The 15,659-nt window shown below is 57.6% G+C and carries 18 protein-coding genes and 1 pseudogene; 4 read left to right on the top strand and 15 right to left on the bottom strand.

The features are described 5' to 3' along the window. Window positions 1-35: 35 nt before the first annotated feature. From CRD18_RS09490 to secY, 3 genes are all read right to left on the bottom strand, one after another. Complete coding sequence (locus CRD18_RS09490) at window positions 36-1,460, bottom strand: HNH endonuclease signature motif containing protein (RefSeq protein ID WP_242458705.1); 1,425 nt, start codon at window positions 1,458-1,460, stop codon at window positions 36-38. A 454-nt stretch (window positions 1,461-1,914) separates the two neighbouring features. Next, entirely contained in the window at window positions 1,915-2,466 is a 552-nt protein-coding gene (locus CRD18_RS09485; protein WP_005509947.1) for an adenylate kinase, read from the bottom strand. Continuing rightward, complete coding sequence (secY, locus tag CRD18_RS09480) at window positions 2,466-3,803, bottom strand: preprotein translocase subunit SecY (protein ID WP_042388411.1); 1,338 nt, start codon at window positions 3,801-3,803, stop codon at window positions 2,466-2,468. The genes CRD18_RS09485 and secY overlap by 1 nt, the downstream gene beginning before the upstream one ends. A gap of 347 nt (window positions 3,804-4,150) precedes the next feature. Between secY and CRD18_RS11230 the strand changes: the two are divergent. Together CRD18_RS11230 and CRD18_RS11225 are read left to right on the top strand one after the other, a co-directional pair. Beyond that, window positions 4,151-4,813, top strand: a pseudogene (locus CRD18_RS11230) (6-carboxyhexanoate--CoA ligase); the annotation flags it as partial. 9 nt (window positions 4,814-4,822) lie between these two features. After that, window positions 4,823-6,010, top strand: coding sequence for an aminotransferase class I/II-fold pyridoxal phosphate-dependent enzyme (locus CRD18_RS11225; protein WP_370551063.1), 1,188 nt, complete (start codon window positions 4,823-4,825; stop codon window positions 6,008-6,010). A gap of 95 nt (window positions 6,011-6,105) precedes the next feature. On the opposite strand, the gene rplO is transcribed toward CRD18_RS11225, so the two are convergent. From rplO to rplN, 10 genes are all read right to left on the bottom strand, one after another. Next, window positions 6,106-6,552 carry a 50S ribosomal protein L15 gene (gene rplO, locus CRD18_RS09470; RefSeq protein WP_005509936.1) on the bottom strand — a complete coding sequence of 149 codons (447 nt, stop codon included), beginning with the start codon at window positions 6,550-6,552 and terminating at the stop codon, window positions 6,106-6,108. A gap of 7 nt (window positions 6,553-6,559) precedes the next feature. After that, complete coding sequence (gene rpmD / locus CRD18_RS09465; RefSeq protein WP_005509843.1) at window positions 6,560-6,745, bottom strand: 50S ribosomal protein L30; 186 nt, start codon at window positions 6,743-6,745, stop codon at window positions 6,560-6,562. A gap of 5 nt (window positions 6,746-6,750) precedes the next feature. Continuing rightward, the gene (rpsE, locus tag CRD18_RS09460; RefSeq protein WP_005510059.1) at window positions 6,751-7,368 is read right to left on the bottom strand and encodes a 30S ribosomal protein S5; all 618 of its coding nucleotides are present in this window, start codon (window positions 7,366-7,368) and stop codon (window positions 6,751-6,753) included. Window positions 7,369-7,402: 34 nt separating this feature from the next. After that, window positions 7,403-7,801: a 50S ribosomal protein L18 gene (gene rplR / locus CRD18_RS09455; protein WP_005510009.1), complete on the bottom strand. Its 399-nt coding sequence runs from the start codon at window positions 7,799-7,801 to the stop codon at window positions 7,403-7,405. Further along, window positions 7,801-8,337, bottom strand: a complete 537-nt coding sequence (gene rplF, locus CRD18_RS09450) for a 50S ribosomal protein L6 (protein ID WP_005509895.1) — start codon at window positions 8,335-8,337, stop codon at window positions 7,801-7,803. Before rplF ends, rplR begins: the two co-directional genes overlap by 1 nt. Before the next feature lie 15 nt (window positions 8,338-8,352). After that, the gene (rpsH, locus tag CRD18_RS09445) at window positions 8,353-8,751 is read right to left on the bottom strand and encodes a 30S ribosomal protein S8 (protein WP_005509822.1); all 399 of its coding nucleotides are present in this window, start codon (window positions 8,749-8,751) and stop codon (window positions 8,353-8,355) included. Between the two features lie 403 nt (window positions 8,752-9,154). Beyond that, window positions 9,155-10,051 carry a GDSL-type esterase/lipase family protein gene (locus CRD18_RS09440; protein WP_049170004.1) on the bottom strand — a complete coding sequence of 299 codons (897 nt, stop codon included), beginning with the start codon at window positions 10,049-10,051 and terminating at the stop codon, window positions 9,155-9,157. A gap of 382 nt (window positions 10,052-10,433) precedes the next feature. After that, the gene (gene rplE / locus CRD18_RS09435; RefSeq protein ID WP_005509901.1) at window positions 10,434-10,988 is read right to left on the bottom strand and encodes a 50S ribosomal protein L5; all 555 of its coding nucleotides are present in this window, start codon (window positions 10,986-10,988) and stop codon (window positions 10,434-10,436) included. Window positions 10,989-10,990: 2 nt separating this feature from the next. Next, a complete protein-coding gene (gene rplX / locus CRD18_RS09430; protein ID WP_005509963.1) occupies window positions 10,991-11,305 on the bottom strand; it encodes a 50S ribosomal protein L24 in 315 nt (104 codons plus the stop codon). Further along, the gene (gene rplN / locus CRD18_RS09425) at window positions 11,306-11,674 is read right to left on the bottom strand and encodes a 50S ribosomal protein L14 (RefSeq protein WP_016422069.1); all 369 of its coding nucleotides are present in this window, start codon (window positions 11,672-11,674) and stop codon (window positions 11,306-11,308) included. A gap of 296 nt (window positions 11,675-11,970) precedes the next feature. Between rplN and CRD18_RS09420 the strand changes: the two genes are divergently transcribed. After that, window positions 11,971-13,212: a multidrug effflux MFS transporter gene (locus CRD18_RS09420; protein ID WP_242458703.1), complete on the top strand. Its 1,242-nt coding sequence runs from the start codon at window positions 11,971-11,973 to the stop codon at window positions 13,210-13,212. A gap of 129 nt (window positions 13,213-13,341) precedes the next feature. Continuing rightward, on the top strand, window positions 13,342-14,058 hold the full coding sequence (locus CRD18_RS09415; RefSeq protein ID WP_070653455.1) for a VIT family protein: 717 nt from the start codon (window positions 13,342-13,344) through the stop codon (window positions 14,056-14,058). Window positions 14,059-14,103: 45 nt separating this feature from the next. Here the strand turns inward: CRD18_RS09415 and CRD18_RS09410 are convergent, their stop codons facing one another. Together CRD18_RS09410 and CRD18_RS09405 are read right to left on the bottom strand one after the other, a co-directional pair. Further along, window positions 14,104-14,886: a formate/nitrite transporter family protein gene (locus tag CRD18_RS09410; RefSeq protein WP_070653454.1), complete on the bottom strand. Its 783-nt coding sequence runs from the start codon at window positions 14,884-14,886 to the stop codon at window positions 14,104-14,106. Between the two features lie 103 nt (window positions 14,887-14,989). Next, complete coding sequence (locus CRD18_RS09405; RefSeq protein WP_070653453.1) at window positions 14,990-15,646, bottom strand: bifunctional 2-polyprenyl-6-hydroxyphenol methylase/3-demethylubiquinol 3-O-methyltransferase UbiG; 657 nt, start codon at window positions 15,644-15,646, stop codon at window positions 14,990-14,992. Window positions 15,647-15,659 lie beyond the last annotated feature (13 nt).

The raw sequence follows: 15,659 nt of genomic DNA, 5'->3' as shown, positions 1-15,659 counted from the left end.
TCTTCACCTCCCGCCAGCGTTACCCCTACGCCTCACTATCGCCCGCCCCCTTCGTCATCCACGTCCGCACCGCACCCGCCCGCACCGTTGGGGTCAGCGTCATCCTTATCGCCTTGGTTACGCTTCGCCCCTTTTTGCCGAAGTATTCGCCGCAACCAACGTCCTGGGTTATCAAAAGCGTTTGAATCTTGATTCGAATTCCTGTTGCCCCCTTCCGATGAATCATTCGTCTTTCGGTCTTTTCCTGGCTCAATCCACACCACCCGTTCCGTTTCGACAGGCTCCCCTTCACACTCATCCGGCCGCAACGTCCACCAGGATTTGTCATTCGACCGACTGTCATCAATCTTTCGATGCGTACCGGGGTCAACAAATGTCAGATTTGAAATGTCCGTTGCCCCGCCCCTCGCCCAGGACTCAATATGATGCATATCGCACATAGCCGGTGGCGTAGCTTTGCCCGGCGCGGAAGATCCGCCCTCCTCGCCGCACAGCGCAAGGTACTGGGCCATCGTCCCTAGTCTCTGCGCTCGGCCAAGAAACAGACTCTGCCCCTTGTCTCCCAAAACCTGCAAGAATGAATTTCCGGCCACAACCTTCTCGATCGCCTCAGCGATTGACATTCGCACACCACCATCGCTGATTGCTTTCCCCGCCCCCGGCAGCTTCCAACCATCCGCGCCTTGCAGCTTTACGCCCGCTATTTTCGCGATATCCGAAATATGGGCGACAGTGACAACCGACGTGGTGCCCCGCACCGGCTTTAAGGTCGCACCTATCCCAAAACCGGCATCGACCGCAGCCTCAAGTGCATCATGAAACCGCTGCTCTGGAGCGCGCTCATCCTTAGCGCCTTCCTCCAAGAGTCCACCCGGCCGCCCGTAGTCAGCCTGCAACCTCTTCAGCATCGCCGCGAAGTGCGGCGTAATCAGCCCCGTCAACCGACTCATACCGTCGGCTCGTTGTGGCCCGACCTTCACTCCCCGCAGCCGCTGTCTGTCCTCATCCGTATATGGGTCATCCAATCCCAACATCGCCCGCAGTCGATGTGACAGCGCACCCAAGTCGTCGACACGCACCTGTGTCACAACCTCACTGGCATGCTCATCCAAGGCCTGCGCCACCCGCGCATGTTCTGACTTCGGGAGATCTTTGACAGCTTTATCAATCTTTTGAACCGCATCCGCCCCTACGACCCCTTCGGATACCTTGTCCCGCAGAGCAGGCATTCTTTCATCATCGCTTTTCGACGAAAAAGGCTCCGCTTCCTTCCGGAGCCGCCCTAAACAACTAATTCGCTGACGAGCCTCCGCACGGGAAATATGAGACTCTTCCGCCAGCCAGGCAACTTTCCGGTGATTCGATGAAGGTATCTCCGGCGCAAGCGCCGCCAAGTACTCCGCGTCAACTATGGCTAGGCGCTTCCGAGCCCTCTCAATCAATGCATAGGCGTCTCGCATATGAACTGGTGATAAATCACCGAAGCTCTCCACAACTAACCGAGACAGAGCTTCGAATTGAGTTATCAAGTCTAATATCTGCGACACCGACAGTGCTTGATTCAGCCCCCTTGACGGCTCCTGACCTTGCGGTTGATTAGGTCGCATCATTCCCCTCCCCTCGAATCCCCTAGAAATCGCTTTCGCTTTTACTTCCCTAACTATCCCCTACTGCATACAAATATCGCACACCCATTCGGGTACGTCAATACTCTTTTTCGTATTTCTTTTCCCTTTTAGCTCCACACCATTCAAGCCAACTAGGCCCCTTCCCGAGCCCACTCAACACAAAAACCACCCTTCCAAACCTCAACGGTTCGAAAGGGCGGCTTCAATAACCATCTACTACAGGTCAAACCCATCGGCCCGACCAACGCAAAGTTGCCAGAGCACCAAATACCGGCACGCCAGGAGCTTAGTTCAGCTTCTCCAGCTCAGCCATCGTGCGCTCGTTAATCTCCTCAACGGATCCCTCAGCGGCAATCTTGATGATCTTTTCCGAGTAGTAATCCAGCAAAGGAGCGGTCTCATTGGTGTACACATGCATGCGGTTGCGGATGACCTCTTCAGTGTCGTCTGCGCGACCACGGGCCAGCATGCGCTCGACTACGACATCCTCAGAAACGTCGAACTGTACGACCGCATCCAGCTCAGTACCGAGGTTGGACAGCAGACGCTTCAGCTCTTCTGCCTGACCAACAGTGCGCGGGAAGCCATCCAACAGGAACCCCTTGGCAGCGTCGTCCTCGTTCAGACGGGACTCGACCATACGCACAGTCACGTCGTCCGGAACAAGGTTGCCGGCGTCGATGTAGGACTTCGCCTCAATGCCGAGCGGAGTGCCTTCACCGATGTTTGCGCGAAACAGGTCACCGGTGGAGATGTGCGGGACACCGAGCTTCTCCGAGAGGATAGCTGCCTGAGTGCCCTTACCTGCACCGGGAGGACCTACAAGTACGAGTCGCATTACTTCAAGAACCCTTCGTAGTTACGTTGCATCATTTGGCTTTCAACCTGCTTGACCGTCGTCAGCGCAACACTGACCAGAATCAGCAGGGCTGTACCTCCAAACATACCGCCTGTACCCGAGTTCGCGTCGCCAAGCCCCATATCAAGAGCGACATTTGGCAGAACAGCAATCAGCGCCAGGTACAGCGAGCCGACAGTCAGCAGGCGAATCAGGACGTAGGACAGGTATTCAGCAGTCGGACGCCCTGGGCGGAAGCCCGGAATGAATCCGCCGTACTTCTTCATGTTCTCCGCCTGCTCGTGCGGGTCGTACTGCACGGAGGTGTAGAAGAAGGAGAAGAAGATGATCATCAGGAAGAACAGCAGAATGTACTGCCAACTGGACGGCGCCAGCAGGTACTGAATGACATTGCGCTGCCACCAGTTGTCCATGTTCGGATTCGACTGACCGGACTGAACAATCTGGGTAATCAGAACCGGCACGTAAATCAGCGAGGACGCGAAGATGACCGGGATAACACCGGCCTGGTTCACCTTCAGCGGCAGGTAGGTGGAAGATCCGCCGTACTGGCGACGACCAACCATGCGCTTTGCGTACTGCACCGGAATACGGCGCTGTCCCTGCTCAATGAAAATAACGCCGATGATGAGAATCAGCACCGCAACAATCACGGTGGCGAACACGACACCGGTAGTGGAGCGCAGAATGTTCGCGCCCTGTGCCGGCATACCAGCGGCGATACCGGAGAAAATCAGCAGCGACATACCGTTGCCGACACCTCGGTCCGTGATGAGCTCACCCATCCACATGACCAGCACGGCACCGGAGGTCATCACAACGACCATCACCACGAGGTCAAAGACACCCGCATCCTTGACCAGCAGCGACTGCGAGCCACCCAGCAGGGCGCCACGGTCTGCCATGGCCACAATGCCCGCAGACTGCAGCAACGCCAACGCTACTGTGAGGTAGCGGGTGTACTGGGTCATCTTCGTCTGACCCGACTGCCCTTCCTTCTTCAACTGCTCGAAGTGTGGAATCACCACCGTGAGCAGCTGGACGATAATCGAGGCCGTAATGTACGGCATAATGCCGATGCCGAAAATCGCCATCTGCAGCAGAGCGCCACCTGAGAACAGGTTGATCAGCGAGTAAACGCTGGACTGATCTTTCGAAATCTGCTCGAGCTGCGCGTTGACCAACTGGTAGTCGATACCAGGGCTTGGAATCTGCGAGCCGATTCGGTACAGAATGATCATCGTCAGAGTGAAGAAGATCTTCTTACGCAAATCGGGATCGCGCAACGCCGCAATGAGACCGGAAGCCACGTGCATCCTCCCGAGGTCAAGAAATCCGCTTCTCCCACGCTTTTCCCGAAAGACTTACCCGCTTGTCCGCCAGCAGTCTTCCGTTTTAGTTAAGCAACGCGGATGACGTATTCCTCAAACCTTTAATTGACAGTATTTGACGTAGTGAGTCTACCAGCGTTTCTCCATATCGTCGCAATACGCCTCTATATCACCGTTAGTACAGCGCCCCGTCAATCACCTCTTTTCGCTTGACGACGATTCCAGCGCTCATCCCCTCTGAGCCCCCGCCCTCTCATGTGCTCCACCCAACCTTCTCAAACAAAACTTGAACAGTGTTAAAGTTTTGCTCTGTGAGTACCTACAGCATTCGCATGCGCTCCAGCGCCGATGGCTGCCATATCTCTGGCGCTGAGCGTCTTGCACCGGCCACCGAACTACCTCAGCTGGCTTCTGCTATGACTAACCGTGCACTTCACCACGACAAGGGTCGTCCCGACACAATTCACATCACTGTGGACAAGATCGAAGAGTCGACCATCAGCACCGTGCCGGCGTTAGTGCCCTTTCTAGAGTCGAACTCCAGCCCTGGGGACGCCCGCAAGCTCATTACTCAACGCCTACATGCTGCAGGTATACAGGCCGCCGATATCGCCGTCGAGATGGCCTATTCACTCACGGGTCTTCGCGGCGCCGCTCTTATCGATGCCTCCTCCGGTGAGCGGCTCGACCCAAACCCAGCCCGCGGTGTACGGGTTTCCACTTTTGATGCCATCTCACACCCCAGCAAGGACTGCGCCAAGGACCATTTTCACGAGGCGCTCATCCTCGCATCCAAGGTTCACAGCGCCCCGGGCATCGTCGCAGAAATCTGCCTCTCCGACGATCCCTTTTACACGCGTGGCTATCTCGCACTGGACGGAATCTTCCACCGTATCCCCAATATCAAGGACCACGGCAGCACTCTTGGTACTCGCATTTTCATCGTTGAACCCGGCACCGATATCCCCGAGTTGATCGATTACCTGGAGAACACGCCGGTCTATATCGAGCTCCCAGCTGACGCCAGTTTCTCGACGGACACTACCGGCCTCAGCAGCGACCTCGCAGCAATCGCCGCCCAAAGAAACACGGCCTGGGCCGGTGCAGGACTTGCCCGCACACTGCGCACTTTCGAAACCGCACAACTACCGCATAGCCGAATTGACGGAGCCGACTATCTATTGTTTTCTTCTTCGGACTACCTCGGCCTGTCCACGCACCCTGAACTCGTCTCAGCTGCCACCGAGGCAATTGGGCATTTCGGCACCGGGTCCGGCGGGTCTCGCCTGACCACCGGCACTAGCATCCACAGCGCACTTGAAAGCGAACTCGCGCAGTTCTTCGGTTTCGACGATGCCGTTCTCTTTGCGACGGGCTACCAGGCGAACCACTCAACCATCGCAGCCATCGCCACCGCCGACGTTGAAATCTTCTCCGACGCCGCCAACCATGCTTCCATCATTGACGGATGCCGCAATGCCCGGGCTAAAGTCACGGTCTTTCCGCACGCTGACTATCAGACGCTCGACCGTCTCCTCGCAACATCCAGCGCCCGCCACAAACTTGTCATCTCCGACTCCGTGTTCTCTATGTCAGGCGAGGTCATCGACGGCCCGGCACTCGAGCGCACCTGTCGCCGTCGCAACGCATGGCTGATGCTTGACGACGCCCACGGCGTCGGCGTTATCGGAGAACAAGGTCGTGGCACTGCAGCGCACCTGGGCATCCGCCCGGACATTGTGGTCGGCACCGCGAGCAAGGCTCTCGGTGTCGAAGGAGGATACGTTCTCTGCTCGGCACCAGTTGGCGAACTACTACGCAATCAAGCCCGTAGCTTCGTGTACTCAACGTCCATGAACGCTGGTTCTGTCGCAGCTATCCGCGCAGCGTTGAAGCAGTTGGAGGTTGGGGACGTCGTCAAGCGATTGCAACGTAATATTGCGCGCGTCCGCTCCCTGGTTGGCGCGCAGTCAGACCCCGCATCTGCAATCATCCCGCTGCCCGTCGGGGACGAGACCGTAGCGATGGACACCTCAGCACAGTTAGCGGAGCTAGGCGTGTTCATACCTGCAATTCGCTATCCGACGGTTCCCCGTGGTGAGGCAATGTTGCGATTGACCATTACCGCACTCCATACGGACGCTGACATCGACCAACTGGAGCGGGCTCTGCACAACACCGGCCTGCTGTAAACCAGCGGTTCGCGCTGCCCTCCCCCTTCCCTCTTAATACAAAAAGAGCTCTTAACCACTTGGGTTAAGAGCTCTTTTGTTAAAGCTTAAATGCTTTAGGCCTCAGTGACAGAGCCGCCTGCAGCCTCGATCTTGGACTTTGCGGAGCCCGAGAACTTGGTTGCGGTGACGTTGACGGAGACGTTAATGTCGCCGTCGCCGAGGACCTTCACCGGCTGGTTAGCGCGGACAGCGCCCTTTGCAACCAGGTCGGCGATGGTGATGTCGCCACCGTTCGGGAACAGACGCTCCAGATCCGAAACGTTGACCACCTGGAAGGTGACCTTCGCCGGGTTCTTGAAGCCCTTCAACTTCGGCAGACGCATGTGAAGTGGCATCTGGCCACCCTCGAATGCTGCCGAAACCTGCTTGCGGGCCTTGGTGCCCTTGGTGCCGCGACCAGCGGTCTTACCCTTGGAAGCCTCACCACGGCCGACGCGAGTCTTCTTCTTCTTAGCTCCCGGAGCCGGGGCCAAGTCGTGGAGCTTAATTGGTTCGCTCATGGTTTACCTACTCCCCCGCTACTTCTTCAACCTCGACCAGGTGACGCACAACGTTCACGAGACCGCGCACAGCCGGAGTATCCGGGCGAACGGCGGAATCGTTGATGCGCTTCAGGCCGAGGGTGCGCAGCGAATCCTTCTGGTTCTGCTTGGTACCAGCGGTACCACGGACCTGGGTAATCTTCAGTGCCATGGAAATCACGCTCCCTGACCTGCGCGTGCGCGCAGCATACGTGCTGGGGTGACCTCTTCGAGGGACTTGCCACGACGTGCGGCGACCTCTTCAGGGCGAACCAGCTGCTTGAGAGCATCAACGGTTGCGTGAACAACGTTGATGGAGTTGTTGGTACCCAGCGACTTGGACAGAACATCCTGAACGCCGGCGCACTCGAGAACCGGGCGGACAGCGCCGCCGGCAATCAGACCGGTACCCGGAGCAGCCGGGCGCAGCAGCACGATGCCAGCAGCGGTCTCACCCTGAACCGGGTGGGTGATGGTGCCAGCAATCATCGGGACGCGGAAGAAGTTCTTACGAGCCTCTTCAGCACCCTTCTGGATAGCTGCCGGTACTTCCTTGGCCTTGCCGTAGCCGACGCCGACCATGCCCTCGCCGTCACCGACGATGACCAGAGCGGTGAAGCTGAAGCGACGACCACCCTTGACGACCTTGGAAACTCGGTTGATAGTTACTACGCGCTCGATGTACTGCGAACGCTCGTCCTGCTGGCGACGGTCGTTACCGCGGCCACCACGACGGTTGTTGTTCTTGTTGTCAGCGGAGTTACGTCCGCCTTCGCGCTTATCGCGTTCCGACATCACGCATTCCTTCCGTTGGACTTGTAAGTGCGCATTAGAACTTCAGACCACCTTCACGGGCAGCCTCGGCCAGAGCAGCAACGCGACCGTGGTACTGGTAGCCACCGCGGTCGAAAACGACCTTCTCGATGCCAGCATCCTTAGCGCGAGCAGCAATCAACTCGCCGACCTTGGCGCTCTTGGCCTTCTTGTCGCCCTCGAAGCCACGGAGATCTGCGTCCAGAGTGGAAGCAGCTGCCAGGGTACGACCGATGGAGTCGTCGATAACCTGAGCGGTGATGTGGCGGGAAGAGCGGTGCACGACGAGGCGCGGTGCCTCGGAGGTGCCGCGGACGTTCTTGCGCAAGCGTGCGTGACGGCGGGCGCGGGCGACACGACGACGAGTCGAGATGTCCTTGCCTACCGGGAGGCGCTTTTCGTTGGTGTTGCTCATTACTTACCCGTCTTTCCGATCTTGCGACGGATCTGCTCGCCATCGTAACGAATGCCCTTGCCCTTGTAAGGATCATCCTTACGCAGACGACGGATGTTAGCTGCGAGCTGTCCGACCTGCTGCTTATCAATACCTGTGATCGACAGCTTGGTGGTGCCGTCGACGTCGAAGGTGATACCTTCCGGTGCTTCGATCAGGACTGGGTGCGAGTAGCCCAGGGAGAACTCGAGGTCCTTGCCCTTCTTGGCGACACGGTAACCGACACCGAAGATTTCCATCTTGATGGTGTAGCCCTCGGTCACACCGACAACCATATTGTTAATCAGCGAACGGGACAGGCCGTGCAGGGAGCGGCTCTTGCGGTGGTCATCCGGGCGGTTGACCACAATCTCATTGTCCTTCAGCTCAACGGTAATTGGAGCCGGGATAGAGACAGACAGCTCGCCCTTCGGGCCCTTGACGGAAACGTCCTGGCCGTTGACCTGGGCAGTAACGTTTGCCGGGACAACGACAGGGTTCTTACCAATACGAGACATTGTGTAGTTCCCCCTTTACCAGACGTAAGCGAGGACTTCCCCGCCAACCTTCTTCTCGTAAGCCTGACGGTCAGTCAGCAGGCCCTGAGACGTGGAGATGATAGCCACGCCCAGGCCGCCGAGGACCTTCGGCAGGTTAGTGGACTTTGCGTAAACACGCAGACCCGGCTTGGAGACGCGACGCACGCCAGCGATCGAACGCTCGCGGGACGGACCGTACTTCAGGTTCAGGGTCAGGGTCTTGCCGACCTTGGCATCCTCGACTGCGTAGTCCGCAATGTAACCCTCAGACTTGAGGATTTCGGCGATGTTAGCCTTCAGCTTGGACGACGGCATCGAGACAGAGTCGTGGTACGCGTTGTTAGCGTTGCGCACGCGCGACAGCATGTCGGCGATTGGGTCAGTCATGGTCATGGTTAGTGACCGCTTCCTTTCTCGCTGCGGTTCCTTCCCACCTCGTGGCTAACTCCGATGACCGCGCAAACAGCAACTGTCACACGGCAAAAGCTTAAGTTGGAGCGATTTCCAATATCGTGATTCCGGCGATTTAAGGGCTACTGTTCGCCAACTCGGTTCAATAGCCGAGTCAGCTCGCCACCCAGGTGACGCCAGAGACGATGCGAGGCGAGGGGCCTACAGCAAAGTTCTTACATTTTTACTGCCGCACCTCTTATAGAGGGCAGACCTGGTGATACTAACAAATACAGGCCGAAATGCAAAAACGCCGCAGACGGACGTTAGTCCGCTCGCGGCGTGAAGCCCCACCAATTAACAGTGGAACTCAATTCCTAGCCGACATGGCGCCGGCTAGAGGAAATTAGTAGAGCTGGTCGGCGATGATGTTACCCATTGCCTTTTCACCAGCCACCGTCGGATGGTTGGTCATCGGACCCATCACCGGGTCTGCGAAACCGGCGACGAAGCGCTCATCCGGGTTCGGGTTGCAGGTACCGTGGCCGAGGGTTGCCTCGTAGACGTCAATGAAGCCGGCACCTACGTGGTGAGATGCGGAGCGAATGCTGTCACGGAATGCACCCTGGATCTCGCTGGCACCCGGTGCCGGGATCGGGAAGGTCTGGTCCGAGGTGTTCACCAGGCACAGCTGATCATCAGTGGCGTACTCAGGGTACGACGCCAGGACGACCTGAGCGCCCGGGGCAACCTGGTGGACGCGGTCAGTGAACTGACGCAGCGTCTGCTTGAACGCGGATGGAGCCTGGGGATCCGGCTTTGCGACAAGCTCGCCTGCCACGTCAACCCACTGGACCCAGTCCATGCCGCCGTACATCAGGACAACCTTCTCGGTGCCCTCTCCGATGTCGCCGTACTGGATGGAAGCCTCCAGGTATGCGAGGAGCTGACCCGGGAAGCCGCCAAGACCGTTACAGGACCAGTCACCCAGGGACTTGTTCAGCTTCGAAGCTGCAATCTTCGGCCAGTTTTCCATGTCGGTAGCGCAGTTAGCGACCAGTGCGTTCTGTCCCGGCGCCAGGCCACGCGGGCCGCCCTTACCGGCATTAGCGGTGAAGGAGTCACCGAAGGTAACGATTTGCTTGACGCCCTTCGGGCCGGTGTCGCCGATACCCGGAATCGGAATGTTCGGCATTTCCGGCAGTGCCGGCTGTGCGTTGGCAGCACCTGCACCCAAGCTCAGACCCAGAGCCGCAACAGTTGCAATAGCAGCCGAGCGGACGGCCACGGAGAAGTTCTTCATGTAGTTAATCCCTTTGCGTTTTAACTTAAGAACCGCTCTGTGTAGAACCACTGGCTCAATCACACAGAAGCTGAAGTCACTTAAGCCTTGCCCAAATTGATAACGACCACAATGCATTTTGGCGGCCGTCACTATGACGAATGGCAGTTTACAACGAAATCATCACAAACGCCTAACTTTCAACTGAGAAACCTTGTGGCTTTACTAATTTCCAACCCCCAAAAAGGGTCAACTTTCCCACCAGCAACACTGGTAACTTTTACGCAGGCCCCGCACAGCGACCTCACTCCCCCACGAACATAAGCAGTTAACAGAGCAGCAAAAAGCCCCGGAGGCCAAGCGGCATCCGGGGCTTCAGGCAAAAGCTACCGAAGAGGCAAAACTACTTCTTGAACGGGAAGCCCAGCTCGCGCAGCAGCGCGCGGCCTTCCTCGTTGTTGGTAGCGGTGGTCACGACGGTGATGTCCATACCGCGCGGGCGGTCGATCTTGTCAACGTCGATCTCGTAGAACATGGTCTGCTCAGACAGGCCGAAGGTGTAGTTACCGTGACCATCGAACTGCTGATCAGACAGACCGCGGAAGTCGCGGATTCGCGGCAGAGCCACGGTCAGCAGACGATCCAGGAACTCCCACATACGGTCGCCACGCAGGGTGACGCGAGCGCCGATGGCATCGCCTTCACGGAGCTTGAAGTTAGCGATCGACTTGCGAGCACGACGGGTCTCCGGCTTCTGACCGGTGATCAGAGTCAGGTCGTTGATAGCACCGTTGATCTGCTTCTTGTCCTGAGCAGCAGCGCCGACGCCCATGTTGACGACGACCTTGGTGACGCCCGGAATCTGCATGACGTTCTCGTAGGAGAACTCTTCCTGCATCTTGCCGCGAATCTCATCGCGGTAACGGGCCTTCAGACGAGGGGTGTAATTTTCGCTCATGCTTAGATGTCCTTCCCGGTACGGCGGGAGATGCGAACCTTCTTGCCGTCCTCATCGAAGCGGTAACCGACGCGAGTCGGGGTACCATCTTCGTCGACCAGCATGACGTTCGACACGTGAATCGGAGCTTCCTGAGTGACAATGCCACCCGAGGAAGCGCCGCGCTCCGCAGCGGAGTTTGCAACGTGCTTCTTGATACGGTTAACGCCCTCGACCAGGACCTTGTCGCGCTTCGGGTAGGCCTCGATGACCTTACCCTGAGCACCCTTGTCCGGACCGGAGATAACCAGCACGGTATCGCCCTTACGGATCTTCACTTAAATCACCTCCGGTGCGAGCGAGACAATCTTCATGAACTTCTTGTCACGCAGCTCACGCGCGACCGGGCCGAAAATACGGGTGCCCTTTGGCTCACCGTCGGCCTTGATGATGACAGCTGCATTCTCGTCGAACGAGATGTAGGAGCCATCCGGACGACGGGTCTCCTTCTTCGCACGGACGATAACTGCCTTAACAATTTCGCCTGCCTTGACGTTGCCGCCCGGAGTAGCTTCCTTGACAGTTGCGACAATGGTGTCGCCAATGCCAGCGAAGCGTCGGGTCGAGCCACCGAGAACGCGGATGCACAGAATTTCACGTGCACCAGTGTTGTCGGCAACGCGCAGACGGGATTCCTGCTGAATCACTGCGTTTCTCCTGACCTGGTTGCATTGTGCGTCAGATTTCCGTCCTAAACGCACGCGGTCTTTATGTCTTGTGTTTACGCTTTACGACGAAAGCACCTGCTAGAGGCAGCTTCCATATCGCTTTGACCTCGTGCTAACTACGGCCATAGACCGTTGAGAGCAGCACGCAGCCACTTCGCGCAACCTGTGTATTATGGCACGTTCGTGCGGGACAACAAAATCCCTTAGTTTCATGCCCCAACATGGCTTATGTCCTCCGCAGCAACCCTATTCCGCGGCAACCCTATACTGAGACAGTGACAAATCAACATTCCGAGAGCGCTCAGACACAGCCAGCACAGACGCTGCCGCTATCGCTTATTGCTGGGTTAGCCTTATTATCCGCCGCCGCCCCGTTCGGCGCAGATACATACCTGGCCTCCTTCGTGGAGATAGCCAAGGAGTTCTCCACGACCGAGTCAATGGTTCAGCTCACGCTGACGACCTTCATGATTGGCATGGCTGCAGGGCAGCTCGTCATTGGCGCGCTCTCCGATAGTTTGGGCCGTAGAAAGTTGCTTCTCATTGCGGCTTTGGTGTTCTTGGGCTCGTCAATCCTCTGTGCAATAGCACCGAATATTGGCACGCTTATTGCAATGCGCCTGTTCCAGGGGTTAGCTGGTGGCTCCACAGTGGTTCTGGCTCGTGCTGTAGTCCCAGACCTCTTGACGGGCAAGGCATCAGCGAGAGCTTTCTCCACGCTGATGGGCATTTCCTCCATCGCCCCGGCAATCGCTCCCCTTGTGGGTGGCTTTCTGGGCCCCGCCTTCGGCTGGCGCAGCGTGTTCTGGTTTCTCGCAGCCATCAACGTCGCGATGGTCGCGATTGTGATTCTGATGGTTCCGGAAACTCTGCCGCCAGAGCGACGCTCCACAGGCTCTCTGCGCAATCTCCTGCCCAATATCGGCAGGCTGCTACAGCGGCCCGTATTTGTCGGCTACTTGTTAGCTTTCGCTGGTGGCTTCTCGGTGATGTTCTCCTATATCGCTGCGTCACCTTTTATCTTCCAGGAGCTGCTGGGGCTCACCCCTACTCAGTTCTCTCTCGTGTTCGCATCCAATGCAGCGATGTTGACATTTGTGTCAATCCTCAACGGCAAGATGATCAACCGGCTTCATCCCCGCAAGGGCATTTTAGTTGCTCTTACGGTCATGCTCGTGACGTCGGTAGGCCTGATTATTAATGCCATCGTCGGGGTTACCTTCTTCACTACCTGGCTGTTGCTGTTCATTACGGTGCCGATGATGCCGCTAATTTTCGCCAATGCCACGGCGCTCGGAATTGAGGAGGTTCGAGATATCGGAATTGGCTCAGGTTCCGGTCTCATGGGCTTCACACAATTCCTCGCGGCCGCCACAGTTTCCCCGTTGGTGGGGCTTGGTTCCAATCTGCCCTTATCAATGGCTATATCAATGTTGACCTGCGCGCTGATTGCGCTAATCGCGGTATTGACATTGACGCGCGACGGCCTCCGCAAACACCCACATAAGCTGGCATAAAACTACATACGAGAGGACTGCCCTCGTTTCACTTCGCTGGTTGAGAATGTGCCCGAATCGGCATTAAATCGATGGTGAGGCCTCGTACCACCCGTAGGCGTGAGGCTGACATGGGAGAAAGGTCCTGCCATGACCACGTACGCGCATCCTCATGAACCGCATAAGTCTTCTGAGACGTCGAAGCTCAACTGGCTTCGCGCTGGTGTCCTCGGAGCCAACGACGGTATCGTCTCCACTGCTCTGATCTTGCTCAGCGTGATTGCAGCAGGTTCCTCTCGCGAAGCCATTCTGACTGCTGGTGCCGCGGCCGTTATCGCTGGTGCTATCTCGATGGCTCTGGGTGAATACGTCTCGGTTTCAACCCAGCGCGATACTGAGCGAGCGCTGATTGCCAAAGAAAAGGCCGAGCTCAAGGACTTTCCAGATGAAGAGCATAATGAGCTCGTGGGGATTCTCTCTGGCTACGGCATCCCAAAACATATCGCCGAAGATGCTGCCCACGGCATCGCGCAAAATGATCCGCTGGCAGCTCACCTAAAGCTGGAATTGGGCATTGACGGCGAGGAACTTACCAACCCCTGGGCGGCTGCTGGTTCTTCGGCACTGTCGTTCCTACTCGGCGCCATCCTGCCGATGATTGCGGCCCTGGTGTTCACCGGCCCCACCTCCGGCGCGATTGCGGTCACCGTTGTCACCATCGTGACGTTGGCCTTGACCGGCTACATCAGCGCTAAGCTCAGCTCCACGCACTCCGGCAAGGCTGCGCTACGTCTGGTCATCGGTGGCGCGCTCGGTTTGATTGTGTCCTACTTCGTCGGCCTGCTCTTCGGGCAGGCCGTCGGATAGCCCTTTGAGATAGGCCGTCGGATAGGCGCCGGCAAAGCTCAAAAGCTAATCAACATAGCTGGTCTTCGTCTGGTTCAACCAGGCGTAGAGCGCGCCAATTCCCAGGCCACCGCCTACGAAGTTGCCCAACCACACTGCCACCCAGTTGCCTGTAATGTGCAGGCCATCGAAGCCGGCAGGACGCGGATCGGCGAAAAAGGCCAAGGAAAACAGCGAGAAGTTCGCAATCACGTGCTCAAGCCCGAGCCCAACGAACACCGCAATAATCGGCAGAATCACAGCGAACTTTGAAATGATTTCCTTGGCTTGTAGCGCGCCTAAAACAGCCATATTGACCACGAAGTTCGCGCCCATCGCCTCTACGAAAGCACCGAAGAACGGCTTGGCCAGCTTCCCCTCGGTCAAGGTGGAAATCAGATGTGTGTCATCAATCCCACCGAGTTTGGCGCTCTGGCTTAGCACCAGCGCCACAATCGCGGCACCGATGAAGTTGTAGAACGTGGCGACGGCCACCATCCGAAGGGCCACTCCCCACGACATGCGACCGCGTGCAGCGGACCAGGACACAAACATCATGCTGCCAGTCGCCAGCTCTGCACCGAGCACCACAATGGCGAACAGTCCAAGCCCGAACAGGCACGCAAAGACCAGTCCCCCAGTGCCCGGAGCAATACCTTCGGCCACTTGGCCAGCTACCGCTGCAAAGGCCGTTCCCAACGTCAGATACATGCCCGCCAGGACCGCTCGAACCGCAAAACGTCCGTAGTCCTGCGTCATCAGTTCCTGTTTTTTGTCACCAGCCGTATCCAGCGTTTCGTATAGCGTCACCGCCGAAGCCTTTCCCTGCGTGCCGTTAATTGCAGTTATTCGCATAAAAGAATAACGACAGTCCGGCACGGAATCGCAACCGCTTTACGACGATCACAGCTCCCTACCCCCGTTCAAGCACTGCAACCAGGAACTGAGACTCATCCTCAAACGGACGAAGATCCCACGTCGAATAACGCTGAATCACGGTGAGCCCCGCCTCCTGCGCAATGGTTTCAAAATCCGCAAAGTCCCATCCACGGCCGGCACCGAAGCCGATGATGGCACGACCGCCCTCCGGATTCAGTGCCGCTGCGAAGACCTGCAGTACCTTCGTGCGGTCTTCTGGCGCTACGAAGGTCAGGACATTGCCGGGGCAAATGATGACATCGAAGGCGGATGCCGTGTCACCGTGGGGTGTGTTCTCTAGGCCGTCGTCAAGCACGTGGGGCAATTGCGCCAAGTCCCCTACCAACCACGTCGCGTCCGGGAACTGGCGCTTTGCCTCATCGATGAGATAGGGGTCGACGTCGACACCAACGACCTGGTGTCCAGCCTTCGCCAAGTAACCGCCCACGCGTCCTTGACCACAACCGGCATCTAGAATTCGAGCGTGGCGTGGCGCCATCGCATCCACCAGCCGCGCCTCACCATCGATATCGCGGCCCTCGCGAACGAACCCCCGCCACCGGTTGGCGTAGCGCCGGGAATGCTGCGGATCGGCAGCGATAATTTCTTTCCAAGTGCGGTGATTGTGGGTGCCATTGCTCATGGCCACCATTATGGCGCAGCTG

Source organism: Corynebacterium sp. LK31 (genome assembly GCF_014335015.1).
Lineage (GTDB): Bacteria > Actinomycetota > Actinomycetes > Mycobacteriales > Mycobacteriaceae > Corynebacterium > Corynebacterium jeikeium_D.
This window is presented reverse-complemented; position numbering and strand designations above follow the sequence as displayed.

Excerpts from the sequence above, each read along its gene's own strand:
- CRD18_RS09490 (WP_242458705.1), bottom strand. The coding sequence starts at position 1,460 with ATGCGAGACGCCTATGCATTGATTGAGAGGGCTCGGAAGCGCCTAGCC.
- CRD18_RS09485 (WP_005509947.1), bottom strand. The coding sequence starts at position 2,466 with ATGCGACTCGTACTTGTAGGTCCTCCCGGTGCAGGTAAGGGCACTCAG.
- secY (WP_042388411.1), bottom strand. The coding sequence starts at position 3,803 with ATGCACGTGGCTTCCGGTCTCATTGCGGCGTTGCGCGATCCCGATTTG.
- rplO (WP_005509936.1), bottom strand. The coding sequence starts at position 6,552 with ATGAGCGAACCAATTAAGCTCCACGACTTGGCCCCGGCTCCGGGAGCT.
- rpmD (WP_005509843.1), bottom strand. The coding sequence starts at position 6,745 with ATGGCACTGAAGATTACCCAGGTCCGTGGTACCGCTGGTACCAAGCAG.
- rpsE (WP_005510059.1), bottom strand. The coding sequence starts at position 7,368 with ATGTCGGAACGCGATAAGCGCGAAGGCGGACGTAACTCCGCTGACAAC.
- rplR (WP_005510009.1), bottom strand. The coding sequence starts at position 7,801 with ATGAGCAACACCAACGAAAAGCGCCTCCCGGTAGGCAAGGACATCTCG.
- rplF (WP_005509895.1), bottom strand. The coding sequence starts at position 8,337 with ATGTCTCGTATTGGTAAGAACCCTGTCGTTGTCCCGGCAAACGTTACT.
- rpsH (WP_005509822.1), bottom strand. The coding sequence starts at position 8,751 with ATGACCATGACTGACCCAATCGCCGACATGCTGTCGCGCGTGCGCAAC.
- CRD18_RS09440 (WP_049170004.1), bottom strand. The coding sequence starts at position 10,051 with ATGAAGAACTTCTCCGTGGCCGTCCGCTCGGCTGCTATTGCAACTGTT.
- rplE (WP_005509901.1), bottom strand. The coding sequence starts at position 10,988 with ATGAGCGAAAATTACACCCCTCGTCTGAAGGCCCGTTACCGCGATGAG.
- CRD18_RS09415 (WP_070653455.1), top strand. The coding sequence starts at position 13,342 with ATGACCACGTACGCGCATCCTCATGAACCGCATAAGTCTTCTGAGACG.
- CRD18_RS09405 (WP_070653453.1), bottom strand. The coding sequence starts at position 15,646 with ATGGTGGCCATGAGCAATGGCACCCACAATCACCGCACTTGGAAAGAA.